General features: G+C 67.2%; 26 protein-coding genes. 14 read left to right on the top strand and 12 right to left on the bottom strand.

What is annotated here, in order from left to right:
- Positions 1 to 54: 54 nt before the first annotated feature.
- Both NS1_RS00875 and NS1_RS00870 read left to right on the top strand, forming a co-directional pair.
- A complete protein-coding gene (locus NS1_RS00875) occupies positions 55 to 255 on the top strand; it encodes a hypothetical protein (protein ID WP_056809187.1) in 201 nt (66 codons plus the stop codon).
- On the top strand, positions 252 to 1145 hold the full coding sequence (locus NS1_RS00870; protein ID WP_056809188.1) for an alpha/beta fold hydrolase: 894 nt from the start codon (positions 252 to 254) through the stop codon (positions 1143 to 1145). The genes NS1_RS00875 and NS1_RS00870 overlap by 4 nt, the downstream gene beginning before the upstream one ends.
- A 63-nt stretch (positions 1146 to 1208) precedes the next feature.
- Here the strand turns inward: NS1_RS00870 and NS1_RS00865 are convergent, their stop codons facing one another.
- The 7 genes from NS1_RS00865 to NS1_RS00835 are packed head-to-tail and all read right to left on the bottom strand — an operon-like array spanning position 1209 to position 7861.
- Positions 1209 to 2357 carry an acyl-CoA dehydrogenase family protein gene (locus NS1_RS00865; RefSeq protein WP_062980615.1) on the bottom strand — a complete coding sequence of 383 codons (1149 nt, stop codon included), beginning with the start codon at positions 2355 to 2357 and terminating at the stop codon, positions 1209 to 1211.
- A 16-nt stretch (positions 2358 to 2373) separates the two neighbouring features.
- Entirely contained in the window at positions 2374 to 3519 is a 1146-nt protein-coding gene (locus NS1_RS00860; protein WP_056809193.1) for a thiolase family protein, read from the bottom strand.
- A complete protein-coding gene (locus tag NS1_RS00855; RefSeq protein WP_062980614.1) occupies positions 3512 to 4372 on the bottom strand; it encodes an enoyl-CoA hydratase/isomerase family protein in 861 nt (286 codons plus the stop codon). The genes NS1_RS00860 and NS1_RS00855 overlap by 8 nt, the downstream gene beginning before the upstream one ends.
- Entirely contained in the window at positions 4372 to 5592 is a 1221-nt protein-coding gene (locus tag NS1_RS00850; protein WP_062980612.1) for a CaiB/BaiF CoA transferase family protein, read from the bottom strand. Before NS1_RS00850 ends, NS1_RS00855 begins: the two co-directional genes overlap by 1 nt.
- Positions 5592 to 6359, bottom strand: coding sequence for an SDR family NAD(P)-dependent oxidoreductase (locus NS1_RS00845; RefSeq protein WP_056809198.1), 768 nt, complete (start codon positions 6357 to 6359; stop codon positions 5592 to 5594). The genes NS1_RS00850 and NS1_RS00845 overlap by 1 nt, the downstream gene beginning before the upstream one ends.
- The gene (locus NS1_RS00840) at positions 6360 to 7538 is read right to left on the bottom strand and encodes an acyl-CoA dehydrogenase family protein (protein WP_165610377.1); all 1179 of its coding nucleotides are present in this window, start codon (positions 7536 to 7538) and stop codon (positions 6360 to 6362) included.
- Between the two features lie 14 nt (positions 7539 to 7552).
- The gene (locus NS1_RS00835) at positions 7553 to 7861 is read right to left on the bottom strand and encodes a hypothetical protein (protein WP_056809202.1); all 309 of its coding nucleotides are present in this window, start codon (positions 7859 to 7861) and stop codon (positions 7553 to 7555) included.
- A gap of 156 nt (positions 7862 to 8017) precedes the next feature.
- Between NS1_RS00835 and NS1_RS00830 the strand changes: the two genes are divergently transcribed.
- The 11 genes from NS1_RS00830 to NS1_RS00780 all read left to right on the top strand — a co-directional run bounded on the left by NS1_RS00830 (position 8018) and on the right by NS1_RS00780 (position 18122).
- Positions 8018 to 8551: a carboxymuconolactone decarboxylase family protein gene (locus NS1_RS00830; RefSeq protein WP_056809204.1), complete on the top strand. Its 534-nt coding sequence runs from the start codon at positions 8018 to 8020 to the stop codon at positions 8549 to 8551.
- A 4-nt stretch (positions 8552 to 8555) separates the two neighbouring features.
- Positions 8556 to 9827, top strand: coding sequence for an aromatic ring-hydroxylating oxygenase subunit alpha (locus NS1_RS00825; RefSeq protein ID WP_062980609.1), 1272 nt, complete (start codon positions 8556 to 8558; stop codon positions 9825 to 9827).
- Entirely contained in the window at positions 9808 to 10134 is a 327-nt protein-coding gene (locus NS1_RS00820) for a hypothetical protein (protein ID WP_062980607.1), read from the top strand. Before NS1_RS00825 ends, NS1_RS00820 begins: the two co-directional genes overlap by 20 nt.
- Positions 10135 to 10136: 2 nt before the next feature.
- Positions 10137 to 11348, top strand: coding sequence for a metal-dependent hydrolase family protein (locus NS1_RS00815; RefSeq protein ID WP_056809209.1), 1212 nt, complete (start codon positions 10137 to 10139; stop codon positions 11346 to 11348).
- The gene (locus NS1_RS00810) at positions 11335 to 11751 is read left to right on the top strand and encodes a nuclear transport factor 2 family protein (protein WP_062980605.1); all 417 of its coding nucleotides are present in this window, start codon (positions 11335 to 11337) and stop codon (positions 11749 to 11751) included. The genes NS1_RS00815 and NS1_RS00810 overlap by 14 nt, the downstream gene beginning before the upstream one ends.
- Complete coding sequence (locus NS1_RS00805; protein WP_062980602.1) at positions 11748 to 12848, top strand: acyl-CoA dehydrogenase family protein; 1101 nt, start codon at positions 11748 to 11750, stop codon at positions 12846 to 12848. The genes NS1_RS00810 and NS1_RS00805 overlap by 4 nt, the downstream gene beginning before the upstream one ends.
- A gap of 51 nt (positions 12849 to 12899) precedes the next feature.
- On the top strand, positions 12900 to 13643 hold the full coding sequence (locus NS1_RS00800; RefSeq protein WP_082843948.1) for an acyl-CoA dehydrogenase family protein: 744 nt from the start codon (positions 12900 to 12902) through the stop codon (positions 13641 to 13643).
- Positions 13640 to 14299, top strand: coding sequence for a TetR/AcrR family transcriptional regulator (locus NS1_RS00795; protein ID WP_056809217.1), 660 nt, complete (start codon positions 13640 to 13642; stop codon positions 14297 to 14299). The genes NS1_RS00800 and NS1_RS00795 overlap by 4 nt, the downstream gene beginning before the upstream one ends.
- A gap of 36 nt (positions 14300 to 14335) precedes the next feature.
- Complete coding sequence (locus NS1_RS00790) at positions 14336 to 15256, top strand: acyl-CoA thioesterase (RefSeq protein ID WP_062981410.1); 921 nt, start codon at positions 14336 to 14338, stop codon at positions 15254 to 15256.
- A gap of 329 nt (positions 15257 to 15585) precedes the next feature.
- On the top strand, positions 15586 to 15912 hold the full coding sequence (locus tag NS1_RS00785; protein ID WP_062980598.1) for a type VII secretion target: 327 nt from the start codon (positions 15586 to 15588) through the stop codon (positions 15910 to 15912).
- Positions 15909 to 18122, top strand: a complete 2214-nt coding sequence (locus NS1_RS00780; protein ID WP_062980597.1) for a TPR repeat domain-containing protein — start codon at positions 15909 to 15911, stop codon at positions 18120 to 18122. The genes NS1_RS00785 and NS1_RS00780 overlap by 4 nt, the downstream gene beginning before the upstream one ends.
- Positions 18123 to 18957: 835 nt before the next feature.
- Here NS1_RS00780 and meaB read toward each other — a convergent pair.
- The 5 genes from meaB to NS1_RS00750 are packed head-to-tail and all read right to left on the bottom strand — an operon-like array spanning position 18958 to position 24016.
- On the bottom strand, positions 18958 to 19845 hold the full coding sequence (gene meaB / locus NS1_RS00770; RefSeq protein WP_062980595.1) for a methylmalonyl Co-A mutase-associated GTPase MeaB: 888 nt from the start codon (positions 19843 to 19845) through the stop codon (positions 18958 to 18960).
- Between the two features lie 42 nt (positions 19846 to 19887).
- Positions 19888 to 20655 carry an enoyl-CoA hydratase/isomerase family protein gene (locus NS1_RS00765; protein ID WP_062980594.1) on the bottom strand — a complete coding sequence of 256 codons (768 nt, stop codon included), beginning with the start codon at positions 20653 to 20655 and terminating at the stop codon, positions 19888 to 19890.
- A 2-nt stretch (positions 20656 to 20657) separates the two neighbouring features.
- Entirely contained in the window at positions 20658 to 21746 is a 1089-nt protein-coding gene (locus tag NS1_RS00760; RefSeq protein ID WP_056809220.1) for an acyl-CoA dehydrogenase family protein, read from the bottom strand.
- Positions 21733 to 22635, bottom strand: coding sequence for an acyl-CoA dehydrogenase family protein (locus NS1_RS00755; protein WP_056809222.1), 903 nt, complete (start codon positions 22633 to 22635; stop codon positions 21733 to 21735). Before NS1_RS00755 ends, NS1_RS00760 begins: the two co-directional genes overlap by 14 nt.
- A complete protein-coding gene (locus NS1_RS00750; RefSeq protein ID WP_062980593.1) occupies positions 22613 to 24016 on the bottom strand; it encodes a class I adenylate-forming enzyme family protein in 1404 nt (467 codons plus the stop codon). The genes NS1_RS00755 and NS1_RS00750 overlap by 23 nt, the downstream gene beginning before the upstream one ends.
- Positions 24017 to 24111: 95 nt before the next feature.
- Between NS1_RS00750 and NS1_RS00745 the strand changes: the two genes are divergently transcribed.
- Positions 24112 to 25146, top strand: a complete 1035-nt coding sequence (locus NS1_RS00745) for a ferredoxin--NADP reductase (protein WP_062980592.1) — start codon at positions 24112 to 24114, stop codon at positions 25144 to 25146.
- Positions 25147 to 25224: the final 78 nt, after the last annotated feature.

Genomic DNA, 25224 nt, shown 5'->3' with positions numbered 1-25224 from the left:
GCGGGAAAATTCGTTGCGAGAGTAAGATTCTCCCATATTGAATGGAGAGTCTCCTTGATCGAGATGCATCCCCCATCGCCATCGCCGACCAACGGCAACGCCACCGTCGCACAGCGCCTGCGCGCGAGCTTCTTCCATTACGCCAAGGCGGTACTGCCCGACATGACGATCGCCGCCTGCGCCGTACTGGTCTCGGCGGAGGCCGGCCATCTCACCGTCGTGCCCACCCTCTGCGAAAGTGACCCGAAGCTATGACCAGTACCGGGTCCGATCTGGTGCGGCTACCGCACGACGTCCCGATCAGCTCCCACACCGTCGATATCGACGGTGTCCCGATGTCGGCGCTGCTGGCCGAGGCCGCCGATCCTCGTGCGGTCATCATCGCGGTGCACGGGGGCGTGACCACCTCCGCCTACTTCGACTGCCCCGGCCATCCCCGACTGTCGCTGCTGCGGACCGCACCCGCGCTCGGGTTCACCGTGCTCGCGATCGACCGCCCCGGCTACGGCAGTTCGGCACCGCACGCGAGGGAAATCGCGCCGGCCACCCGACGCGTCGACCTCGCCTATGCCGTCGTGGAGCGGATACTCGGGACGCGGCCCCGCGGCGCGGGGCTGTTCGTCCTCGCGCATTCGGCCGGGTGCGAGTTGGCTGTACGCATGGCCGCCGACGAGCGCGGCGCGACGTTGCTCGGTATCGAACTGGCGGGAACCGGCCGAGAACACCATCCCGATGCCATCAGTAGCCTGACGGCAGGGGGACCCGGTCGAGGCGACCGCCTGCGCGAACTGCTCTGGCAGCCCAGCCATCTGTATCCCACCGAGATCTTCGGCGGTGCGGCGATCGCGTCACCCGGCCCCGCCTATGAGGCCACCGTGATGCCGCGGTGGGCGACGCACGATTTCGCGCGCCTCGCCGCGAACGTCAGCGTTCCGGTCCAGTTCACCGTGGGCGCCTACGAGAGGGTATGGCGCACCGACCCGATCGCGCTGGGTGAGGTCGCCGCCCTGTTCACGTCCGCGCCGCGCGTGGTGCTCAACGAGCAAGCCGACAGCGGCCATAACCTGAGCATGGGGCACTCGGCGACCGCGTATCACCTCAAGGTTATGTCCTTCATCGAGGAATGTGTGATCGCGCGCCGGTGACATTCTCGGTCAGCGGGATCTGCCCCACGACAACGGTGGTCGTGGGGCAGATCTGCTCATCCCTTACAGACCGAGGGATTTGGCGATGATCACCTTCATGACCTCGCTGGTTCCGGCGTAGATGCGGGCCACCCGCGCATCGGTGTAGAGCCGTGTGATCGGGTACTCGGTCATATAGCCGTAGCCACCGAACAGTTGCAGGCAGCGGTCGACCACCCGGCCTTGCATTTCGGTGGTGAACAATTTGACGCGGGCGGCGTCGGGGCCGGACAGTTCGCCCGCCACCAGATCGAGAACGGCACGATCCACCATGGTCTGCGCGGCCTCGAGTTCCGCCGACATCGCGGCGAGTTCGAACTTGGTGTTCTGAAAGGACGAGACCGGTTTCCCGAAGGCCTTGCGCTCTTTGACATAGTCGATCGTCGCGGTGATCGCGGCCCGCGCCTGGGCGACCGAGCCGACGGCGACCGTCATCCGTTCCTGCGACAGATTGTTGCCGAGGTAGCCGAAAGCCGCGCCCTCGGCCCCGAGTCGATTCGCCGCGGGGACTCGGACCTGGTCGAACGACAACTCGACGGTGTCCTGCACCTTGCAACCCATCTTGTCCAAAACCCGCCCGCGCTCGAATCCGGGCATGCCGTCCTCGACCACCAGCAGTGTCAGACCCGCGCGCCGGTTGTCCGGGTCGGTCGAGGTCCGTGCCACCACGATCACCAAGTCGGCGAGCAGGCCGCCGGTGATGAAAGTCTTCGCGCCACTGAGCAGATAGTCGTCGCCGTCGCGAACGGCAGAGGTGCGCATTCCGGCCAGATCGGAGCCGGTGCCCGGTTCGGTCATCGCGATGGCGGTGAGCAACGCACCGCTCGCGAGGCCGGGAAACCAGCGTTCGCGTTGCTGCTCGTCGGCGTATTCCAGGAAGTAGGGCAGGATGACGTCGAGTTGGGTGCGCACCGTGCTCAGGGTCACCAGCGCGCGGGCCGCTTCCTCCTGCAGGACGGCGTTGTAGCGATAGTCCCGCAGCCCCGCTCCCCCGTACTCCGACGGGATCGCGACGCCGAGAATACCGAGCGCACCGAGCTTTTCGAAGATCTCTCGCGGCATCTGCCCGGCCTTTTCCCACTCGGCGTAGTGGGGTGCGATCTCCTTCTCGATGAATTCCCTGGCCAGCCCGCGGAAAGCTTCGTGGTCCTCGGTGTAGATGTCTCGGCGCACCGATATCTCCTTGTGGTCAGGCTGCCAGTTCGACGATGGTGGCGTTGGCGGTGCCGCCGCCCTCGCACATCGTCTGCAGGCCGTAGCGAATTCCGTTGTCGCGCATGTGATGAACCATCCGGGCGAGCAGGCCCGCTCCCGAACCTCCGAGCGGATGACCCAGCGCGATCGCACCGCCGAGCGGATTGACCAGTTGTGGGTCGGCGCCGGTTTCGGCGAGCCAGGCCAGCGGGACCGACGCGAACGCCTCGTTCACCTCGAAGACGCCGATCTCGGACAGATCCAGACCGGCTTTACGCAAGACCTTCTCGGTCGCCGGGATCGGACCGGTCAGCATGAGCACCGGGTCGGCACCGGTGACCGCGCCCGCGCGGTAACGCACCAGCGGTGTCACCCCCAGCTCGCGGGCGCGCTCCGGTGTCGTCACCAGCACGGCGGCGGCACCGTCGGAGATCTGGGAGGAGTTGCCCGCGTGGATGACTCCGTCGTCCTGAAAGGCCGGTTTCAACCTGGCGAGGGTCTCGGGGCTCGTCCCGCGGCGCACGCCTTCGTCGGCGGTCACCGTGGCGCCCTCGGTATCGACGGGCACGAGCTGTGCGTCGAACGCGCCTCGATCCTGGGCGGCGGCGGCCAGCTCGTGCGAGAGTGAGGCGAACTCATCGAGCCGATGCCGCGTCAGTCCCCACTTCTGAGCGATCAGCTCCGCGGAAATGCCCTGGTTGAACGAGAAGTCCGGGTAGCGCGCAAGGGCTTTCGGGCCATACGGGGACCCGCCGGCTTTCGCCGAACCCAGCGGTACCCGGCTCATCACCTCCACCCCGCCCGCCACGACGACGTCCTGTTGACCCGACATCACCGCCTGCACAGCGAAATCCACGGCCTGTTGGCTCGAGCCGCAGGCCCGGTTCACCGTCGTGCCGGGAATGCTCTCCGGCCATCCGGCGGCCAGCACCGCGTACCGTCCGATATTGCTCGACTGGTCACCGACCTGGGAAACACAGCCCCAGATCACGTCATCGATGACGGACGGGTCGATCCCGGTGCGCTCGATCAGTGCGTTGAGCACGACCGCGGACAGGTCCGCCGGATGGATCCCCGACAGGCCACCGTTGCGCTTGCCCCACGGCGTGCGCACCGCTTCGACCACTACTACCTCACGCATCGCGCTCTCCATTCGAACTAGTCATCGTTGGTTCGGCCTGCCGGGCGAGCGCCCAGCGGCCGGTGAACTCCGGCTCCCTGGCGGCGGCGAATGCCGCGAACGCCTCCGGTGCGTCAGCGGTCGCGAAGTTGACCCCCTGTGCGCGAGCCTCATTGGCCAATGCGTCGCGCAGGGTGCGGTCGGCGCCCTCGTTCAGCAGCGCCTTGGTCTGGGCCAGCGCGACCGGCGGTCCGGCGGCCAGCCGTTCGGCGAGCTCGACGACGAAGGCATCGAGCTCCGGCTCCGCGACGACCCAGGTCACCAGGTTCAGCGCGTGCGCCTGCGCGGCGTCGATCGTCTCGGCCAGCAGCGCCAGCCGCTTGGCCTGCTGGAGCCCGACGAGTTTGGGCAGCAGCCAGGACCCGCCGAGATCGAGCGACAGCCCACGGCGGGTGAAGATCTGCGAGAACCGCGAATCCGGTTCCGCGACCACCAGATCGCAGCCCAGTGCCAGATTCCAGCCCGCGCCGACCGCCACCCCGCGCACCTTGGCGATGGTGGGAATCGGCAACTCGTGCAGCAACAGCGCGACCTCGGTGAGCGCGCGCAACTTGTGGATCGGATGACTGGGGTCGGGCGCGGAGATATCCGCACCCGAACAGAACGCCCCGCCCGCACCGGTGAGCACGAGCGCGCGGACGCCGCGATCACGGCCCGCCGCATCCAGCGCCACGCGCAGGGCCACCCACAGTTCCCGGTTGATCGCGTTCTTGCGACGCGGGCGATGCAGGGTCAGCGTGCGCACCCCGTTCCGATCCTCGGACAGCAGTACCTGCTCGTCGAGCCCGTCACTGTCCTTGTCCCCCACCGTCATCAGGGCACGGCCGACGTAATGAGACCGTGCAGGCGCAGCAGTCCGATCTCGTCATCGGTGAGACCGAACTCGGCGAGCACGGCGTTCGTGTGTTCGCCGAGCGCGGGCACCGCACCCATGGGCGGGTCGAACCCGGTGATGATCGGCGGCGGTAGCAGCGCCGGGATCGGGCCGACCGGGGTGTCGATCCGGCGCCAGCGATCACGGTCGGTCAACTGGGGATGGACCAGCACTTCGCTCGGGGTGTTGTAGCGGGCGTTGCCGATGCCCGCGGTGTCGGCGGCCTGCTGGAGGAAGGCCAGGTCGTGGCGGGCGCACCAGGCGCCGATCTCGGCGTCGAGCTCCTCGCGGTGGCGAACCCGGTCGGGATTGGTCCGGAACCTCGGATCGACGGCGAGATCTGGTCGTCCCAGCAGTTCGCGCGCGAATCGTTGCCATTCCCCGTCATTGGTGGTGCCGAGCACCACGGTCTGCCCGTCACCGGTCGGGTACGCGCCGTAGGGCGCCACCGCGGGCGAACTCATGCCGAGCGGCTGCTGATCGATGCCCGAGTGCCGGGTGTAGGTGAGCTGGTAGCCCATCACCTCGGCCATCGTGTCGAACAGGCTGACACTGACCGCCGCGCCCCTGCGACCGCGTTGATCTCGCGCCGACAGCATGGCCAGAATCGAGATCGTCGCGTACAGACCGGCGCAGACATCGGCGACCGGTGGACCGGGCTTGGCGGGCGCGCCCGGTAGTCCGGTGACGGCGCAGACCCCTGATTCCGCTTGTGCCAGCAGGTCGTACGCGCGTTTGCCCGACAGCGGACCACCGGCGCCGAAGCCGTCGATCTCGACCGCGATCAGGTCGGGATGCTGTTGCGCCAGGTCGGTGGGTGTGATGCCGAGCCGAGCGGTCGCGCCGGGGGCCAGGTTGGAAACGAGCACGTCGGCGTGGTCGAGCAGCAGGTGCAGCACTTCCATTCCGGCCGACGATTTCAGGTTCAGCGCTACCGATTCCTTGCCCCGATTGACCCAGACGAAGTGCGCCGCGAGACCGTCGACCACATCGTCGTAATGGCGTGCGAAATCGCCGCCGTCCGGGTTCTCGATCTTCAGCACCCGCGCCCCGAGATCAGCCAGGGTGCGGGTGCACATCGGCGCGGACACCGCCTGTTCCAGCGCCACCACGGTGACACCGGCCAACGGCGCCGGGTCCGTCGCCGCGTGTGCGGCCATCACATCACCATGCCGCCGTCGACCGGCAGCACCTGCCCGGTGACGAAGGAAGCCGCATCCGAGGCGAGGAATACGAACGCGCCCGCCACCTCGTCCGGTTCCGCCCAGCGCCGCAACGGGATTCGGTTCAACATCTGCGCGGAGAACTTCTCGTCGGTGCGCAGGGTGCTGGTCATCGGGGTGGCTGCCAGCGGGGCGAGCGCGTTCACCAGGATCTGTTTGCGGGCGAGCTCGCGCGCCAGGGATTTCGTGACGCCGATGATCCCCGCCTTGGCCGCGGAGTAGTTCACCTGGCCGAGCGTGCCGACGATGCCTGCCGAGGAGGTGACATTGATGATCCGGCCGGTCCCGTCGGTCGCCAGTTTCGCCAGCGCGGCCTGGGTGCAGCGGAACGTACCGAGCAGGTGGATGTCGAGCAGTCGCAGCACCGATTCCTCGGTGGTCTGGGCGAACATGGCGGGATCGGTCACGCCGGCGTTGTTCACCAGAATGTGCAGGACTCCCCCGGCCAGCTCGGCCGCCGCCGCGACGGCGACATCCGCGGACGCTCTGTCGCGCACGTCGAGGGCCGCGCTGCGGGCGACGCCACCCTCGGCCACGATCTTCTCCGCGACCACGGCCGCGGCGGCGCCGTCGACATCGGTGACCAGCACCGCGGCGCCCGCGGTAGCCAAGGCCCGCGCGACCGCGGCGCCGATGCCGCCTGCCGCACCCGTGACCAGTGCCGATCGACCCGTCAGATCGAAAAGTGTTGTCTTGTCAGTCATTCAGTAGCTCCTCGGCATTCCCAGCGTGTGCGATCCCAGGTAGTTCAGGATCATTTCCTGACTGATCGGCGCGATCTTCATCACGCGCGCCTCGCGGAAGTAGCGCGCGACGTTGTACTCCTCGGCGTAACCCATCCCGCCGTGGGTTTGCAGCGCGCGATCGGCGGCGGTGAAACCCGCTTCCGCGCACAGATATTTGGCCGTGTTCGCCTCGCGACCGCACGGCTGGCCGTTGTCGTAGAGCCAGGTGGCCTTGCGCAGGACCAACTCGGCGGCGTCGAGATGGGTCAGCGAGTCGGCGAGGGGGAATTGGATGGCCTGGTTCATCCCGATCGGCCTGCCGAAGACTTCGCGGTCACCGGCGTAGCGCACGGCCCTGTCGAGGGCGACCCGGCCGATGCCGAGCGCTTCGGCGGCGATCAGCATCCGTTCGGGGTTCAGTCCGTCCAACAGGTACTTGAACCCCATTCCCTCGTCGCCGACCCGATCCTCGACCGGAATCTGCAGATCGTCGATGAACAGTTCGTTCGAGGTGACGGCGTTGCGACCCATCTTGGCGATCGGCCGGATCTCGACTTTGGTGCGGTCGAGATCGGTGAGGAACAGCGTCATCCCGTCGGTCTTCTTCGTGACGTCGTCGTAGCGGGTGGTGCGGGTGAGCAGCAGGATCTTCTCCGACTCCATGGCCTTGGAGATCCACACCTTGCGCCCGTTGACCACGTAGTGATCACCCTCGCGCCGCGCGAAGGTACTGATCCGGGTGGTGTCGAGGCCCGCGCCCGGTTCGGTGACCCCGAAACACACGTGCAGATCACCGCTGACAATGCGCGGTAGGGTCCGCCGCTTGAGCTCCTCGGATCCGTGCACCACCACCGGATGCATGCCGAAGATCGACAGATGAATCGCGCTGGCGGCGTTCATCCCGCCGCCGGAGCGGGAGACCTCTTCGAGCAACAGCGACGCTTCGGTGATCCCTAGACCGTGCCCGCCGTACTCCGGCGGAATCGTGATGCCGAGCCACCCGCCCGCCGCGATCGTGTCGTAGAACGCCGTCGGGAACTCGTGCGCCTGATCGCGTTCCATCCAGTATTTGTCGTCGAACTTCTTCATCAGCTCGGCGACCGAGTCGCGGATCAACTGCTGATCCTCGCTCAGCGCGAAACTCATCCCGCCAGACATAGGCGATTCCCCCATCAGTCCGAGGCAGGCAGCGCTTTGGCCGCCTTGACCGTCATCGGCTCGCCGTCGCAGCTCAACGCGCCCGCACCCGCCGCGATGCACAGCACCTCGACGTTCTCTTCGGCGTCCACATACCGCTTGCCGATCAACGTGACCGGCGTGCCGTCGGCTACGACAGCCCGGGCGCTGGCCGCGGGGACCATCGGACTCGCGCCGCAAGCGATTGCGGGCGTCCGGTTGGCCGGTACCCGGATCACGACAACCCTCGTACCGCAGACGGTGCTCGCGAGTTGATCACCGGGACGCAGTGGCACTGCGGTCATGGTGGATCTCCCTTCCTGAGGTTACATCGCTCTCTCCCTATGAAAACTAGCTTCTCCCTCAGCGAGAATCAATGATTCGTTGACTATCCGGCCAACCCGTGGAAATCTTACAGTTCAAATGTGAGAATGTGATTCTCCGAATCGAGAGGAGGAAGTATGCGCCTACCCCCGCTGCCGGCGGACCAATGGGACGAGCAGGTTCAGCGCGCCCTGTCCGGTCTGCTCCCCCGGGACCGGCAGAACCCGGCAGGCGCCGGAAACGCACTCGCCACACTGGTCCGCCACCCCGACCTGACCAAGGCCTACCTGAGTCTCGGTGTGCACCTGCTGTTCCGGTCGACGCTGCCGGCGAGGGTGCGCGAACTGGCGATCCTGCGCGTCGCCCATCGACGCGGCTGCGCCTACGAGTGGGCCCATCACGTGGAGATGGCCGGCGAGTCCGGCGTGACGGCCGCCGATATCGCGGCGGCGCAGGGCGCTACCCCCACCACCGAGTTCGACCGCGTGGTCTTCGACGCGACCGACGAACTCGATACGACATCGAACCTGTCCGATTCGACCTGGGCCGCCCTCGGCGCGCACCTCGACGAGCGGCAGTGCATGGATCTGGTCTTCACAGTCGGCGGCTACGGCATGTTGGCCATGGCTTTCAACACCTTCGGCGTCGAAGTCGAACAAACGGAAAGGTAACCCCTTGTCCCACTTCACCAAACCGACCGCGGGTAGCTGGACGGAGCATTATCCCGAGCTCGGCACCGAGCCGGTCGACTACACCGACTCCATCGACCCGGACTTCTACGAGGACGAGCGCAACGCCATCTTCAAGAAGACCTGGCTCAATATCGGTCGGGTCGAACGACTTCCGCGCGTCGGCAGCTACTTCACCAGGGAACTGCCCTCGGTCGGCACCTCGCTCATCATCGCCAAGGGCACCGACGAGGTCGTGCGGGCGTTCCACAACATCTGCCGCCACCGCGGCAACAAGCTGGTCTGGGACGACTTCCCGAACGAGGAAACCTCGGGCACGTGCCGCCAGTTCACCTGCAAATACCACGCCTGGCGCTACAGCCTCGAAGGCGAGGTGAACTTCGTTCAGCAGGAGAAGGAGTTCTTCGACCTCGACAAGCAGCTCTACGGCCTCAAGTCGGTGCGTTGCGAGGTGTGGGAGGGGTTCATCTTCGTCAACCTCGACGAGGACGCCGCACCGCTCACCGACTACCTCGGCACGCTCGTCGGCAGCGTCGAAGGGTATCCGTTCCACGAGTTCACCGAGGTCTACAGCTACCGGGCCGAAATCGGCAGCAACTGGAAGCTGTTCATCGACGCGTTCGCCGAGTTCTATCACGCACCGATCCTGCACATGAAGCAGGCGGTCAAGGACGAGGCCGACAAGCTGGCCGGAGTCGGCTACGAGGCACTGCACTACGAGTTGCAGAGTCCCCATTCGATGATCTCCTCGTGGGGCGGCATGGCCCCGCCCAAGGACCTGAACATGGTCAAGCCGATCGAGCGCGTGCTGCGCAGCGGTCTGTTCGGACCGTGGGACAAGCCCGACATCGAGGGCCTCGATCCGCTGCCCGAGGGGATCAACCCCGCCCGCCACCGGGCCTGGGGCGTCGACGAGTTCGAGATCTTCCCGAACATGTCGCTGCTGTTCTGGGAGCCCGGCTGGTACCTCACCTACCACTACTGGCCGACCGCGGTGGACAAGCACATCTTCGAGGCGAACCTGTACTTCGTGCCCCCGAAGACCGCGCGCGAACGCCTGGGCCAGGAGCTGGCCGCGGTCACCTTCAAGGAGTACGCGTTGCAGGACGCGAACACCCTCGAAGCCACCCAGACGATGCTGGCCACTCGCATCGTGTCCGAATTCCCCCTCAACGATCAGGAGATCTTGCTGCGCCACCTGCACAAGGTCGCCAAGGACAAGGTCAAGGAGTACCGAGATGCCACTGCTGCCCACTGAATTCGCTGATCTGGAGCGGTTCGCCGACTGGGTGCTGCCCACCGAGCCGGAGCGCTACGCCAAGCGTCTCGCCTCGAGCATGCCGGTGATGCAGGAGTTCTACGACATCGCGTTCCCGCGTCTTGAAGCCGCGATCACCTACTGCGACAAGTTCCCGCTCGACGACCTGCCCGACGATGCCCGCGCATTGCTGCACCTGATGCAGTCGCTGGTGAACGTGTCCTTCCCGATCGAGGTCTGGAAGCAGGCGCGGGTGCCCGACTCCGGCGCCGCCATGGTCCACCTGATCCGGGAGCCGGTGGTCTGATCATGCTGACGCTGTTGGCCGCCGGATACCTCGACATCGACACCGGCGAGATCGTCCGACCTGGAGTGATCCGGATCGACGGTGATCGGATCGTCGGCGTCGGCGGTCCCCCCGAGGGCGAGATCATCGACCTCGGTGACGCCGTCCTGCTGCCCGGCCTGATGGACATGGAGGTCAATCTCCTGATGGGCGGGCGCGGCGAGACCGGGCTGGCCTCCAGCGTTCAGGATGATCCGCCGCTGCGGATGCTGCGTGCGGTGGGCAACGCCCGCCGCACGCTGCGGGCCGGGTTCACCACCGTGCGCAACCTCGGATTGTTCGTCAAGACCGGCGGCTATCTGCTCGACGTCGCGCTCGGCAAGGCCATCGACGCGGGCTGGGTCGACGGCCCGCGCATCGTGCCCGCCGGGCACGCGATCACCCCGACCGGCGGACATCTCGATCCGACGATGTTCGCCGCGTTCGCGCCGCATGTGCTGGAACTGAGCATCGAGGAGGGCATCGCCAACGGTGTCGACGAGGTCCGCAAGGCGGTCCGGTACCAGATCAAGCACGGCGCGCAGCTGATCAAGGTCTGCGTCTCCGGCGGAGTCATGTCTTTGACCGGAGCCCCGGGGGCGCAACACTATTCGTCCGAGGAGCTGCGGGCGATCGTGGACGAGGCGCATCGGCGCGGGTTGCGGGTCGCCTCGCACACCCACGGCGCCGACGCGGTGCGCGCCGCTGTCGAAGCGGGAATCGACTGCATCGAGCACGGTTTCCTGATCGACGACGACGCCATCGCGCTGATGGTCGAACGCGGCACCTATCTGGTGCCGACCACCCGCCTGGCCGACGCCATGGACGTGTCCAAGGCGCCACCGGAACTCCAGGCCAAGGCGGCCCAGATGTTCCCGCTCGCCCGCACGTCGGTGCTGGCGGCCTACAAGGCCGGGGTGAAGATCGCGGTGGGCACCGATGCCCCCGCGATCCCGCACGGCCGCAACGCCGACGAGCTGGTCGCGCTCGTCGACCGTGGCATGAGCCCGTTGGCCGTGCTGCGCGCCGCGACCCTCACGGCCGCCGAGCTGATCGATGTCACCGACCGCGGCCGACTGGCCGAGGGACTGCTCGCCGACATCATCGCGGTCCCCGGCGACCCACTCCAGGACATCACCGTCACCCAACGGGTGCGGTTCGTGATGAAAGGCGGAAAAGTCTTTGTCCAGAAATGACGACGTGATCGAGCTCGAACAGCTGCTCGCACGGTACGCGGTCACCATTACCAAAGGTGATATCGAGGGCCTGATCTCGGTGTTCACCCCCGATGGCAACTACAGCGCCTTCGGCGACACCTATCCGCTCGACGAGTTCCCCGATCTCGTCGCCGCCGCGCCGAAGGGGTTGTTCCTCACCGGAACTCCGGCGCTCGAGATCGACGGCGACACCGCCAGCGGCACCCAGCCGCTGTGCTTCGTCGAGCAGTCGACCCACGACATGCGCATCGGCTACTACAGCGACACCTACGCGCGCACCGATGAGGGCTGGCGGCTGCGCACCAGGGCCATGACCTTCATCCGTCGCAACGGCGACCACGATTCCGGTCGCCCGCACGCCTTCGAACGACCGAGTGCGTGAACCGCACCGACTTTCGGGCCGGCCTGCGGTCCTGGCTCGATGACAACGACCTGTCCGCAGGCCCGGACCACTCGCTCGACGCGCAGGTCGCGCAACTGGCCAGAGTCCGGCGCGCGCTCTACGACGCGGACTGGATGCGGTACGGCTGGCCCGCCGAGGTAGGTGGCCTCGGCGGGCCCGCGGTGCTGCGCGCGATCCTCGGCGAGGAGGTCGCCACCCGCGACCTCGCCGAGCCCGGCATCTATTCGATGATCGAGGTGCTCGCGCCGACGATGATCTCCTACGCCACACCGCAATTGGCGGCGCAGATGGTGCCGCTACTGCTCAGCGGTCGTGAGCAGTGGTGCCAGGGGTTCTCCGAACCCGGCTCCGGCAGCGATCTCGCCTCACTGAGCACCAAGGCCGAACCCCGCGGTGACCACTGGGTGGTCTCGGGGCAGAAGGTGTGGACCAGCCTGGCCCAGTACTCGGCGCGTTGTGTCCTGTTGACCCGCACCGGAATCGGCCACGACGGGATCACCGCCTTCTTCGTCGACATGGACTCCCCCGGCATCACCCTGCGGCCGTTGCGGACGATGCACGGCATCGACGAGTTCGCCGAGGTCTACTTCGACGATGTCGTCGTTCCGGCCGACCGCATGCTCGGCCGACCGGGCGACGGTTGGCGGGTCGCGATGGATCTGCTCCCGCACGAACGCTCCACCTGTTTCTGGCACCGAATCGCCTATCTCTACACGCGTTTCGACCAACTGCTCGCCCAGACCCCCGGCGGCGACGCGGGCGGCGACGACGCCGACCTCGGTGGCGCCTACCTCGCTCTGCACACCATCCGCTGCCGGTCGCTGGCGACGCAGGAGCGCCTCGCCGCGGGCGGCAAACTCGGGCCGGAGACCTCCATCGACAAGGTGCTGCTCGCCACCGCCGAACAGCAGTTGTTCGACACCATCCGCGACCTGTCGCCCGGTGTCATCGAGCTCGCCGATTCGCCGTTGCGCGCGGAATACCTGTACTCGCGCGCCGCGACGATCTACGGCGGCACCGCCGAGATCCAGCGCAACATCATCGCGCGCCGACTGCTCGACCTGGGGAAAGAGTAAACCGTGGATGCTGCCGAACTCGACCTGCTGGCTCAGACATTGCGCAAGACGATGCGGGACGCCTCGGGTGCGGATCTCTACACCGCGCTCACCGACCTGGGTTGGCACGACATGCTCGTCGAAGCACCTGATTCCACTGTGCCCCTGGTCTTTCGGCTGCTCGGTGAGACCGGTTCGCACGCACCGCTGCTCAACGACGTCATCCATGCCGCCGCCGGTCAGCCTGCCGACGGGCCCGTCCCCCTCCCCTTCGCCGGGGGCACCTGGGTCCAGTGGGAACACAACGGCTCATCCCTTCCGGACTCCGGGCTCCTCGACGCCGACCTGCCCATCCGACAGCTATCGACGGGCGCCGAGATCCCACTCGCCGCGGGCCGTCGGGCGCTGGGCTGGTGGCTGACCGGCGCGAGCCGGGCGATGCTCACCCTCGCCCGCACCCATGCCGTCGACCGGGTCCAGTTCGGTCGTCCGGTGGCCTCGTTCCAGGCCATCCGGCACCGACTCGCCGAGACCCTGGTCGCCGTCGAAGGCGCCGAAGCGACCCTCGTGGCCGCCGCCGACGACCTCGGGTGCCTGCTCGCCAAAGCCGCCGCGGGCCGGGCCGCGCTGACCACCGCCCGGCACTGCCAGCAGACCCTCGGCGGCATCGGCTTCACCGCGGAACACGATCTGCATCGCCACATCCGGCGGGTCCTGATCCTCGACGGATTGCTCGGCAGTTCGCGCGAACTCATCCGCGAGGCGGGCGCGACCGTGCGTGCCGCGGGTTCGGCCGCACGACTGGTGCAGCTATGAGTGAGCGCGTGGAGCCCGCCTGGAAACAACGTGCGGTGGAACGCTCGATCAAGTCCACCCGGCAGCGGGCCGAGCAGCGGGTACAACGTTTCCTCGACGCGGCACAGGCGATCATCTCCGAGAACGGCAGTACTGACTTCACCGTGCAGGAAGTGGTCGAGCGGTCACGTCAGTCGCTGCGTAGTTTCTACCTGCAATTCGACGGCAAGCACGAGCTGCTGCTCGCGCTCTTCGAAGACGCGCTGCTGCGCACGGCCGAGCAGATCCGCGACGCTGCCGCGGCCGAGGCCGACCCTTTGGCGCGACTCGGGGTCGCGGTGCGGCTGCTGTTCTCGCTGTGCCGCTCCGACCCGAGCGACCGCCACCCATTGTTCACCGATTTCGCACCGCGACTGCTGGTCACTCATCCCGCCCACGTGAAAGTCGCGCACGCGCCGCTGTTGTCACTGTTCGTCGATCTGGTGACCGACGCGGCGTCGGCGGGCACGCTGCGGCCCGGTCTGAATCCACGCCGGGTCGCCGCCATGACGATGCAGACCGTCATGTTCACCGCCCAGTCCAGTGGCGCCCAGGATGATTCGACGATGCGCCCGGTCACCGCCGAGGAAGTCTGGGATTTCTGCGCGTCCGGCGTCACCGGCGCGCTGAGAATATAATTCTCATAGAGGTAGAGGATGAATTACAATTCGGGCATGGCCGATCTTTGGAACAACCTGCTCGCGAGCCTCGATCTCCGCGTGTCACCGCACACCGGGAACACCGCCGCAACCGAAGGCACCGTCGCACCTGAAAACGCCCCCGGCACCACGGTTCCCGGTGAGCCGCCGACCGCGTTCGAAGGTCCCAATCTGCCGTTGAACTACCGCAGGCTCTTCGGCGGCCAGATCCTCGGGCAGTTCGTCCGGGCAGCCGAACTCGCCTGTCCGGACAAGCAGGTCAAGTCCGTCCACACCTTGTTCGCCAGGGAGGGCAGCTACGACGAGCCGGTCCGGTACGAGGTCTCCTGCCAGCACCGGGGACGGTCCTTCGCCACGCTGTCGATCCTGGCCAGGCAATCCGCGCGGGTGGTCGCCAGCGCCGCGGTGTCGATGCACGTCGCCGAGGACGGCCCACAGACGCAGCACATCGAGGACGTCGCCGCGCTCCTCGCTCCCGAGTACCGGGTCACCTTCGACCTGCTGCCCTGGGAAACCCGCGCGTTCGACGATCTGAACTCCACCGCTGCCGCCATGCCCGAGTACGAGTTCTGGATGCGCACCCCGACGGTAGGCCCCGAACTCGCCCCCGCGCTGACCGCCTACGCCACCGATCTGAACCTCATCGGCACCGCGCTGCGTCCGTTCGACGGGGTGAGCCAGCGGGGCAACGGCACCGCGTTCACCTCCGCCGTCACCGCGCACACCCTGTGGTTCCACCGCCCGTTCCGCACCGACGACTGGCTGCTGCTGCGCCAGCACAGCCCGGTCCTGGCACACGGCCGCTCCTTCGGCCGAGGCGACGTCCTCACCGTGGCAGGCGAACTCGTCGCCTCCTTCGCCCAGGAAGCCCTCGTACGATTCGGCGCCGACGCGCCCCAGGCGATCTCGGCCCAGCCCGCCGCACAGCGAGCCTGAGCGCACCCGATCACCGCGACGGCTGCCGGACCGCACGTCTGGCCGCGCGCCAGAAAGGCCTCCCGTGCGCAGGATCCTCATTAGTCAACAGGTAGTGCAGCGAGCCTGTCACCAGCACATGTGCCGGTGACAGGCTCGTTCCTTTTCGGAGACGAATCACTCCATTCGTCCGGAAGCATTGTTCGACAACCAGCACTGGCACGTGGCTTCGTTCTGCGGACAGCTCAGGACTTTATCGATCGGTGAACATTCAGCCAACAGCTCTGCGGGAGCCTTTCCCCCGATCGAGGCGTTGATACCATCGGCCGCACATCATCCGGAGGGGGATCATGCAGGTTTCGCCGTCCGAGTTGCGCTCTGCCGCAACCGAAATGGACAGACTCGCAGACGACAAGATCGGCAGATTGCCGGTCATGGACACATCGGCCGGTTCGCTCGGCACGCTCAGTACCTTTCTCAACGGCGCCGACGTCGCGCCGCAGCTGGATCGGATCGAGCCCGCGCGCACCCGGAGCCTGAAGATCGTCGGTGGTCGCTACCGCGAATTCGGCTCGCTACTGCGCACTTCCGCCGAGTCCTACACCGACACCGACGTGGCCGCCGCGGCGCGAATCGCCGCCGTGAGCGACTTGAATTCTGGGGAGATGCCGCAATGAAGCGCCCCGCCGCCGAGCAGGTCCGGTTCTGGAACGTGGATCTCGCCTCGACCGCGACGAAAGCGACCACGATCGCCGACTGCCTGCGCGACACGGTCGACGGAATGCACCGGACGATCGATGCGATGAACTGGTCCGGCGAAGCGCGCAACACGGTGGACGGCCGCTGTACGCGCGAGGTCACCGAAATGCGGGTGATCGCGGCCGCGTACGAAGACCTGGCCGCCGCGTTGAACGACGGCCACGCACGGATGGGCCAGCTCGTCTCACAGCTGCGAACCGACTACACCTCGCTGACCGGCGCCGGCTACAAGATCGAATCGGACTGGACCGTTTCTGCCGAGGGTGAAGACGGCGCCCGGAAGCAGGAGGCGACCAACCAGACCATTCGCCTCCAGCGACTCGCGGATGAACTCGGGTGGGCGGATGCCGACTGCGCGGCCGGGGTGAAATCCTCGGTCGACGCGATCAACGAACTGACCCCCGAGAACGCGGGCGTGAATCCACGCCAAGCCCGCGAGGACGTCGACGCCTTCCGCAACGGCACCGCGACCCTCGAACAGGTCGAACGTCTGACGTGGGCGACGACACTGACCGATCAGCAGAAGGCCGACCTTGCCGCGGGCAGGCAGGTGAACCTGCCCCAGGAACGCCTCGACTACCTCAATTCGGTGATGCGCGACCTCGACGGTCTCCCCGTCGGCGAGATCAGCAAAATCGGCGCCGGCCTGCCCAACGGTGAGGACAAGGTGGTCGCCGCCGGGCTGGCCGACGCCTTACAGCTCACCTCGAATCCCCAGGTCACCGGCAACGGCCTGACAGCGGCCCAGGGAGGCAAGGCCGGGGTCGATTTCGGCGGACTCGGCGCGCTGCCCTCCTCGGTACGTACCGCACTCACCGATCCACCGAAGAACTCCTCGGTGAAACGGACCAATGTCGAAACCGTCGCCGAGATCCTGTCCAAGGGGTCGCCCCAGGTCGCCCAGGGCAGTGACGCCGACCGCGCACTGCTCAACCAGGCCACCGACATCACCAAGCAGATCGACGCCGAAGCGAATCCACTCGCCAGCAAGTTGTTCAGCCAGGTGAGTTCCGACCACATCGCGGTGAACGACTTCTTCACCGGTCAGGGCATGGACGCGGTGATGGCGCCGGGCGAGAAGTTCGACAACCAGGCCGCGATCGGCACCCTGCTCGACCACAATTGGCACGGCGAGGACGCGGGTGTCTCCGCGCTGCTGAAGACCGTCGACACCGACGCCTCCTCCCCGGACCAGCACATCAATACCGAGGCCGGTCAGTCCGCGCGCCAGATCGCCGACTACGTCGCCACCCATCGGGATACGTTGCTGCACATCACCAGCGAGTCCGGGCACTGGAACCCCAGCAACACACCTACCAGCATCGGCGCCCTGAATCCGAACCTCACCGCCCAGCTGGGCGACACCCTCGCCAACTACATACCCGCGATGGCCGGCGTCGACGACAGCGATCTCAACTCGCACGGCTTCGTCGACAGCAACTCACGTTCGTTCAGCGCCGAGTCGATGCGAAATGTCTTCGCGGTGATCGATTCCGATCCGGAAGCCGCCAAGATGTTCAACGCCAACGCCTATCAGCAGATCGCCGGGCTCAACCAGATCTACGGCGCGACGGGCCTGACCGACACTCGCTGGGCCGAATGGGGCGCCCACATCGACAAAGCCGCACAGGACGGCGCAAATCTGGAACTGAAGACGCGACAGGACGACAACACCACCACGCAGAAGAACACAACGCCGCTGTTCGACGGACTCCGCGAGGTCGCGGCGTACGAGCTGAAGAAGGTCCCGGTGGCGGGTGGTCTGCTCGAACTCGGTTGGAAGTCGATATCTTCCGAGGTCCGGCTCGAAACCATCGGGACGATCGCGACGGAAGGTACGCACGTCGATCTGCACAACGAGGGCAGTATCGCTACGCAGTCCTACAACATCTTGCAGGGGCTCGCGAGTTCGCCCGATCACGGCGATCTGCGGAACGACCCGAATATCGGAAAATACTTCGAGCCAGCAACCGGTGAACTTCGTTCGTTCACCGATATCGCCAATTCCTACGACAACCAGACGACCAGCTACGGCTATTTGAACCAAGACCTCGCGAAGTACGCTCCGAGCGTGCATGACTACAGAACAACATGGGGGAACAGCCGCTCGACGAACGAGCCGAAATGATATCGAATACGCGCAGGCGCGCGGCGGGTGCCGCCGCGATCGGGATGGCCCTCTATCTGCTACTGGGTGCCTGTGCCGGGCCGTCCGGACTGCCGAATCGATGGCCCGACCGCTTCGACTACAACTTCCGGTGGGTTGCCGGACCCGGTGTCGACCTGGAGACCGGGGCCGCTGTCCAGCTGCGTTCGGCGGTCGAGACAGCGTTCATGGGGGGAGCCGGACAATTCAGCGAAGACGAATTGAAAGAGCGGCAGGGTTTGAATATGCTCAGCTATGATCCGCCGACTCTGTGGCAATTGGATGAGCGAGCCGCCGACTACCGATGGAAGGTCCGAGGCACAATATTCGCCCAAATACGCCGCGTCGAACAAGATGGCGTCCTCGGCGGGTTTGAATCGTGGGCCGTGGACGCGTGCGTATGGGGGGGCGACGTGGCATTCGGGAACGAGGCCGGAGAATATTTCTCCAGCCGGAACGCGGCAGAACAGCCGTCCGGAGAAATATCCTACTTCGGCCAGAAGTCGACGGAACGGTCGGTCCATTTCATTGAAGGATTCGCTGTGCGGAGATCGAACGTTCCGAGCCCGGAGCCGCGCCTGACCGGCAGTTCGAAGTACCCCGTCCATCCCCTGCCCATTGTCTGGGAAACTTTGGGTTATCCTGCCACTCTCAATACCTCCCGTTGGAGAGAACAACCGTGTGAGTGGCCCGCGGAATTTCCCGCATCGCTGAACCCGGATAGATCCGGATATCAGCCGGGTGCCCGCGTTCCCGCCCCGGAGGTACTACCGCCCTACCCAGGCTGGCCGTAATAGACAGCGCGGAACAACAGCTTCTAGTGGGTCACCCCGACCAGCAACTGCTCCGCCGCGCTGTAGGGATCGCGGTCCCCGGCCGCGACCGCGGCGGCCAACTCGTCCAGGCCGGGATGGCCGCGCAGCCGTGACTGCGCAAGCGACAGGATCTGTGCCCGCGCGCGGGCCGTGCTGCGCGCGTCGGTGTCGGCCCGGTGGTAGGTCTCGATCGCCTCGATCAACTCCTCGACCCCGGTGCCGCGCGAGGCGACCAGGGTGAGGATGGGCAGACCGGTCTCGATGTGCAGTTCCCGCGCGGTCTGCTCGGCGCCGTCACGGTCGGCCTTGTTGACGACGAGGATGTCGGCCACCTCGAGCAGCCCGGCCTTGGCGGCCTGAATCGCGTCGCCCGCACCGGGATTGAGGATCACCACGGTCGGGTCGGCGACCGCGGCGATCTCGATCTCGGACTGCCCCACCCCCACCGTTTCCAACAGGACCAGCCCGTAGCCGAGCGCGCCGAGCAGCCTGATCGCGGCAGGCACGGCGGCGGCCAGGCCGCCCAGGTGCCCGCGCGTGGCCACCGAGCGGATCAGGACGTCGGGGTCGTCGATGTGCGCCGCCATCCGGATGCGATCACCGAGCAGCGCGCCGCCGCTGTAGGGCGAGGACGGGTCGACGGCGAGCACCGCCACCCGCTGCCCGCGCGCGCGATAGCCGGTCACCAGGACCGCGATGGTGGTGGACTTGCCCGCGCCCGGCGGCCCGGTGACCCCGATCACACGGACCGGGGCCGGATCGAGGTGGGCGAGCACCTGTTCGCGGCGCTCGCTCTCGACCAGGCTCAGCAACCGCCCGGCCGCGCGGATCGAACCCGCGCGGGCCGTGGCGATCAATTCGGCGATGTCGTCGGACAGACCTCTGTTCATCGACCGCTCCCCGCGCCTGTACTCCGATCGTTTCTCGCTCGACTATTTCTTGCCCGCGGTGAGCCGCTCGATGGTGGCGTGGAAATCCGCGGTCTGGAACGAGATCTCCTCGGCGGTGGTCGCGTAGTCGAGACTGGCCAGCACCGCCCGTTCCAGGTGAAGGTTGAGCAGTCGCTTTGTGCTCTCGACGGCCTGACGAGGCAGTTCCAGGATGCGCTTGGCACAGGCCAGCGCCTCGGCCATCGGATCGGCGACGACGTGGTTGACCAGGCCCATCTCCCTGGCCCGCGCGGCCGGGATACGCGCGCCGGTGAGCGCGAATTCCTTGGCGAAGAGCAGGCTGGTGTGCAACGGCCAGGTGAGCGGACCGCCGTCGGCCGCCACGAGCCCGACCTGTACGTGCGGATCGGCGAGATAGGCGGTCTCGGCGATGTAGACGATGTCGCTGAGCGAGACCAGGCTGCAGCCGAGGCCGACGGCGGGACCGTTGACCGCCGCGATCACCGGAATCCGGCAGCGCGCCATGCCGAGCACGATGTCGCGACCGTGCGCGATCGTCTTGGCGCGTAGATCCGCGTCGCGGCTCAGCTCGGCCAGATAGCCGAAGTCGCCACCCGCCGAGAAGGCTTTGCCGCTCCCGGTGAGCACCGCGACGCGGGCCTCGCGGTCCTCGCTCAGTCGCGGCCACAGGTGCGCGAGTCCGGTGTGCAGGTCGTCGTTGACCGCGTTGAGCGCGTCGGGCCGATTCAGCGTGATGATCCGCAGCGGGCCCTCGGCGCGAACGTCGATTTCGGCAGGCAGGTCGTACATGGTCATGCTCCCAATCCGAGAATGCGCGAGGCGATGATGTTCTTCTGAATCTGTGATGTCCCGCCCATGACGCTCTGCGCGCGGCTGTAGAGGTAGGCGCTGAGCAGTTCGGGATCGCGGGTGCCCCCGACCGTGAGGGCCGCGTGGCCGACCGACTGTTCCACCCAGGTCATGAGCAGTTTGTCGAGCGAGCCCTCTGGCCCGTGCGAGACACCGTCGAGCTGTTCGGACAGTCGTCGGCGCACGTGCAGGCGCAACATCTCGGTCTGCACCGCGGCCCAGGCCAGGTCGGCGGGCAGCGGACCCGAGGTCCTGGCCGCCATTTGCCGCACGAGCTTGCCGTATCGGGCGGCGTAGCCGAGCGTCGACGGCTCGCGTTCGTGCCCGACCACCGTCATCGCCAGGGCCCACCCGTCACCGGGGGATCCGACCATCTGGTCGGCGGGCACGCGGGCGCCGTCGAAGTGCACCTGCCCGAATTCGGTGGTGATCCCGCTCATCATCCGCAGCGGTCGCTGCTGCACGCCGGGTTGCTTCATCGACACAACGAAGGCCGAGATGCCCTTGTGCCGTGGCACTTCGGAGTCGGTGCGGGCCAGCAGCAGACACCAGTCCGCGACATCGGAATAGCTCGTCCAGATCTTGTGCCCTTGGAGCACATAGGAATCGCCGTCGCGGGTGGCCGTGGTCCGCAGCGCGGCCAGGTCCGAGCCGGCGTCCGGTTCGCTGAACCCCTGGCACCAGCGCTGTGTCCCGTCGATCATGCCGGGCAGGAAGCGCTGTTGTAGTTCCTTGCTCGCGTGCCTGCCCAGGCCCTGGATCAGGTAGCCGAGGCTGGGTCGCGGCGGTGCGCCGGCCAGGGCGAGTTCCTCGTCGAGGATGACGTCGTAGACCGGGGGCAGTTCGTGGCCGCCGTGTTCTCGCGGCCACGACAGCCCGAAGAACCCGGCTTCGTGCAGCGCTCGGTGCCATTCACCTTGCTTGGCCCAGTACTCGTCCCCCGAGGTAGGGAACTGCCCCGCGACACCGGACAGCCACTCGCGCAGGCGTTCTCGGAACGCGGCTTCCTCCGGCGAATCACGAAAGTCCACGGTCGATCTCCTCCAGGCTCGTGGGGAACAGCTCGGTGGACGTCAGCGTCCGCCGTAGATATAGATGCGCCAGGCACTCCCAGGTGTTGCCGATCCCGCCGTGCACCTGCACCGCGGTCTCGCACACGGTCAGTGCCGCTCTGGCGCAGTAGAGTTTGGCGATCACGGCCGCCTGCACGGCTCGCTCGGGGTCGAGCGCGTCCACGGCCCACGCCGCGTGCCGCAGCACGCTCACCGAACCTTCGATCAGCGCGAGACCCTCCGCGAGCAGATGGGCGACGGCCTGGTAGGAGCCGATCGTCTTGCCGTATTGCGCACGGACTTTCGCGTAATCGGTGGCCAGCGCGTGCGCGCCGCGCGCGGTGCCGACCAGATCGGCGCAGGTGGCCACGAGCGCGAGCGCTCGCCACTGAGTGACCTGCGCCGTGGACAGTTCGCCCAGCAGTTTCGGAACGCCGGTGAGCGCGGCCTCGGCCCGGGTCTGATCGGCGCCGGTCGAGGCGGTGGCGACCGAGCTGGCCAGCATCGACTCGCCCCGCACGATCAGGGCGCGCCGGGCGCCCCGGGCGTCGATCGCGCGGTCGTCGACGGCGACGGTCCAGTGCGGTACCGATTCGGGGGGCGACCAGAGGTCGTCGGCGAGGAGCGGACCCAGGAACGGCACGTCGACCAGTCCGCGGCCGAATTCCTCGGCGACGATGGCCACTTCGACGCCGGAGGCGCCGTCGGAGCGCAGGGCGCGCCAGCCGGTGCTCGCGACCGTCTGCTCGAGCCGCGCGATCCGCTGTTCGTCGGCCAGGTCGTTGACCGAGCCGGGGCCGAGGTCGTCGGCCAGTTTGGCAGCGGCGTCACGCAGCTGCCGCTGTTCAGAGGTCAGACGAACGTCCATGACGCTCCTTCAGTACTCGGCGCAGCACCTTGCCGGAGGGCAGGCGCGGGATTTCGGGCACGAACACCACTCGGCGCGGCCGTTTGTAGGAGGCGAGACGGGTGCCGACCAGGGCGATGAGTTCCTCGGCATCGACCGGTTCCGCGGTCGCGACGGCGGCGACGATCGTCTCGCCGTCGGCTGGATCGGGGACGCCGAACACCGCGCAGTCGGCGACCGCGGGATGTCCGTGCAGAACGGCTTCCACCTCGGCGGGCGCCACTTGGAAACCGCGCACCTTGATCATCTCCTTGAGCCGGTCGGTCAGCCGCAACCAACCGTCGTCGTCGAGATAGCCGACATCGCCGGTGCGGTACCAGCCGTCGGCGTAGGCCGCCTCGGTCGCGTCGTCGGGCAGGTACCCGGCCATCGACGACGGAGAGCGAGCTTGGATCTCGCCCGTCTCGCCGGTCTCGACTTCGTCGCCGGTGGTCGTCGAGACCACCCGGACTTCGACGCCGGCCACCGGGCGGCCCACGCTGTCCAAGCGCGCGCCGTCGAGCGGATTACAGGCGATGACCGGAAGCTCACTGGCGCCGTAGGCGGGCACCCACGCGACTCCGGTACGGCGCGTGACGGTCTCGGCGACGCTCGGTGTCACCGGCGTCGCGCCCCACATGATGTAGCGCAGCGAGGACAGGTCGTAGGACTCGAGGTCGGGATGGGACGCGATCGCGAGCGCGATCGGCGCGACCGCCATCTCCACGGTGATCCGGTCGGCCTCGATGTGGTGCAGCATCCGGTCCAGGTCGAACCGGCGATGCAGACGCATCCAGGCACCGGTGCGCAGCGCCAGCACGATATTGAGCAGCCCGAGGATGTGCGAGGGCGGGGTGGCGATCTGAATCCGGTCGTCGCCGGTGAAGCCGAGCGCCACCCGCCAGTGTTCCACCGCGGCCGCGAAGGACGCGTGGGTGTGGCGGACCGCTTTCGGCAATCCCGTTGTGCCCGAACTGAACACGAGCACCGCGTCGTCCTGTGGCACAGGTACGGGGAAGGTAGCGGCGCCGGGCGTGATCGATGCGTCGAGTGAGAGCATCGGCATCAACTCCGCCAGCACCGGTTGGTCGCCGACGGCGAAGGCAGGCCGGGTGACAGCCAGCGCGTGCTCGACATCACCACGCTTCCACGCCGGGCTGATGAGCACCACCGCGCCGCCCGCCAGCCAGATCGCGCGCACCGCGACCACGAATTCCGGCCGGTTCGACGCCATCAGCGCCACCCGATCCCCCTGCCGCACACCGTGATCGGTCAAGGTCTCGGCCAGCCCCGCGGTCAGCCCGTCCAACTCGGTGAGCGTGTAGTGCCGATCGTCGAAACTGAGTGCGATCCGGTCGTTCATCTCGCCTCCGCGGCCGGGATTGAGAAGATCCCATATTGCAAGAGAGAATAGTATTCTCTTTCCATAAGAATCTTCATACCAGAAGGAGCCGGTCCATGGCGAGAACTCCCCTGTTCCAACGCGCGACGGTGACCCGGATCATCAAGGAGACAGCCGATGCCCGCACCTTCGTGCTCGCTCCACACGAGGGCCCGGTGTCCTACCTGGCCGGCCAGTTCTGCACATTCCGGGTGCGGGTCGACGGCGTCGAGCTGTTCCGGTCGTACTCCATGTCGAGCGCGCCCGAAACCGACGCCGAGCTCATGACGACGGTCAAACGGGTCGTCGGCGGCCGGGTGTCGAACTGGCTGATCGACAACCTCGGCGAAGGCGACGTGGTCGAGATGAGCAGGCCGGCAGGCAAATTCTGCCTGCGCGAGAGCGAACGTCCACTGCTCGGCTTCTCCGGCGGCAGTGGCATCACCCCGGTCCTCTCGCTGGCCAAGAGCGCGCTGGCAACAACCGATCGGCGGGTACGCCTGCTCTGTGTCGATCGCGACCGGGCGTCCGCGATCTTCGACGCGACCCTCGACGATCTGGTCGCGCGCTATCCCACTCGGCTCGAGGTGCTCCGGCATCTGGATGCCGACAGCGGGTTGCTCGATCCCGCTACCGTCCGCGCTTTCGTCGGCGCCGACACCGTGGGCGACAGCTACATCTGCGGGCCCGAGGCCTTCATGGCGATGGTGGAGACCGCCCTGCCGGGGCCGGGCGCCGTCTACAGCGAGCGATTCGGCGCGGCCCAACCGATCCCCACGGCCGAACCGATAGCCGGGATCGAGCCGGAACCTGCCACACCGGCGCCCCCCGCCGACACGGCGGGCACGGTCACGGTCATCCTCGGCCGCAAGAAGGTGACGGTGCCGCGTAATGCGGGCGAGACGCTGCTGGAAAGCGCGCGACGCGGCGGCCTCACCCCGCCGTTCTCCTGCGAATCGGGCAACTGCGCGACCTGCATGGCTGTGCTCGCCCATGGTTCGGCGACGATGCGCGTCAACGACGCGCTCACCGACGACGAGGTGGCCGAGGGCTACGTGCTCACCTGCCAGGCGATCCCCGACACGGCCGAGACCACCGTCCGCTACGAGTAGCGACGACGGACCCCGGGACCTGCCCAGGTCCCGGGGTCCGTCTCCCCCTGGCTCCAAGAATCTCCGAGTTCGGCGGGT

The sequence above is a fragment of the Nocardia salmonicida NBRC 13393 genome (assembly GCF_001613085.1).
GTDB classification, from domain to species: domain Bacteria; phylum Actinomycetota; class Actinomycetes; order Mycobacteriales; family Mycobacteriaceae; genus Nocardia; species Nocardia salmonicida.
Note: the sequence above shows the minus strand (reverse complement) of the source record. Positions and strands in the feature narration are given on the sequence as shown.

Excerpts from the sequence above, each read along its gene's own strand:
- NS1_RS00755 (WP_056809222.1), bottom strand. The coding sequence starts at position 22,635 with ATGGACGTTCGTCTGACCTCTGAACAGCGGCAGCTGCGTGACGCCGCT.
- NS1_RS00845 (WP_056809198.1), bottom strand. The coding sequence starts at position 6,359 with ATGACTGACAAGACAACACTTTTCGATCTGACGGGTCGATCGGCACTG.
- NS1_RS00750 (WP_062980593.1), bottom strand. The coding sequence starts at position 24,016 with ATGAACGACCGGATCGCACTCAGTTTCGACGATCGGCACTACACGCTC.
- meaB (WP_062980595.1), bottom strand. The coding sequence starts at position 19,845 with ATGAACAGAGGTCTGTCCGACGACATCGCCGAATTGATCGCCACGGCC.
- NS1_RS00850 (WP_062980612.1), bottom strand. The coding sequence starts at position 5,592 with ATGGCCGCACACGCGGCGACGGACCCGGCGCCGTTGGCCGGTGTCACC.
- NS1_RS00790 (WP_062981410.1), top strand. The coding sequence starts at position 14,336 with ATGGCCGATCTTTGGAACAACCTGCTCGCGAGCCTCGATCTCCGCGTG.
- NS1_RS00820 (WP_062980607.1), top strand. The coding sequence starts at position 9,808 with ATGCCACTGCTGCCCACTGAATTCGCTGATCTGGAGCGGTTCGCCGAC.
- NS1_RS00840 (WP_165610377.1), bottom strand. The coding sequence starts at position 7,538 with ATGTCTGGCGGGATGAGTTTCGCGCTGAGCGAGGATCAGCAGTTGATC.
- NS1_RS00780 (WP_062980597.1), top strand. The coding sequence starts at position 15,909 with ATGAAGCGCCCCGCCGCCGAGCAGGTCCGGTTCTGGAACGTGGATCTC.
- NS1_RS00830 (WP_056809204.1), top strand. The coding sequence starts at position 8,018 with ATGCGCCTACCCCCGCTGCCGGCGGACCAATGGGACGAGCAGGTTCAG.
- NS1_RS00860 (WP_056809193.1), bottom strand. The coding sequence starts at position 3,519 with ATGCGTGAGGTAGTAGTGGTCGAAGCGGTGCGCACGCCGTGGGGCAAG.
- NS1_RS00785 (WP_062980598.1), top strand. The coding sequence starts at position 15,586 with ATGCAGGTTTCGCCGTCCGAGTTGCGCTCTGCCGCAACCGAAATGGAC.
- NS1_RS00765 (WP_062980594.1), bottom strand. The coding sequence starts at position 20,655 with ATGTACGACCTGCCTGCCGAAATCGACGTTCGCGCCGAGGGCCCGCTG.
- NS1_RS00745 (WP_062980592.1), top strand. The coding sequence starts at position 24,112 with ATGGCGAGAACTCCCCTGTTCCAACGCGCGACGGTGACCCGGATCATC.
- NS1_RS00870 (WP_056809188.1), top strand. The coding sequence starts at position 252 with ATGACCAGTACCGGGTCCGATCTGGTGCGGCTACCGCACGACGTCCCG.
- NS1_RS00800 (WP_082843948.1), top strand. The coding sequence starts at position 12,900 with ATGCGGGACGCCTCGGGTGCGGATCTCTACACCGCGCTCACCGACCTG.
- NS1_RS00795 (WP_056809217.1), top strand. The coding sequence starts at position 13,640 with ATGAGTGAGCGCGTGGAGCCCGCCTGGAAACAACGTGCGGTGGAACGC.
- NS1_RS00835 (WP_056809202.1), bottom strand. The coding sequence starts at position 7,861 with ATGACCGCAGTGCCACTGCGTCCCGGTGATCAACTCGCGAGCACCGTC.
- NS1_RS00855 (WP_062980614.1), bottom strand. The coding sequence starts at position 4,372 with ATGACGGTGGGGGACAAGGACAGTGACGGGCTCGACGAGCAGGTACTG.
- NS1_RS00815 (WP_056809209.1), top strand. The coding sequence starts at position 10,137 with ATGCTGACGCTGTTGGCCGCCGGATACCTCGACATCGACACCGGCGAG.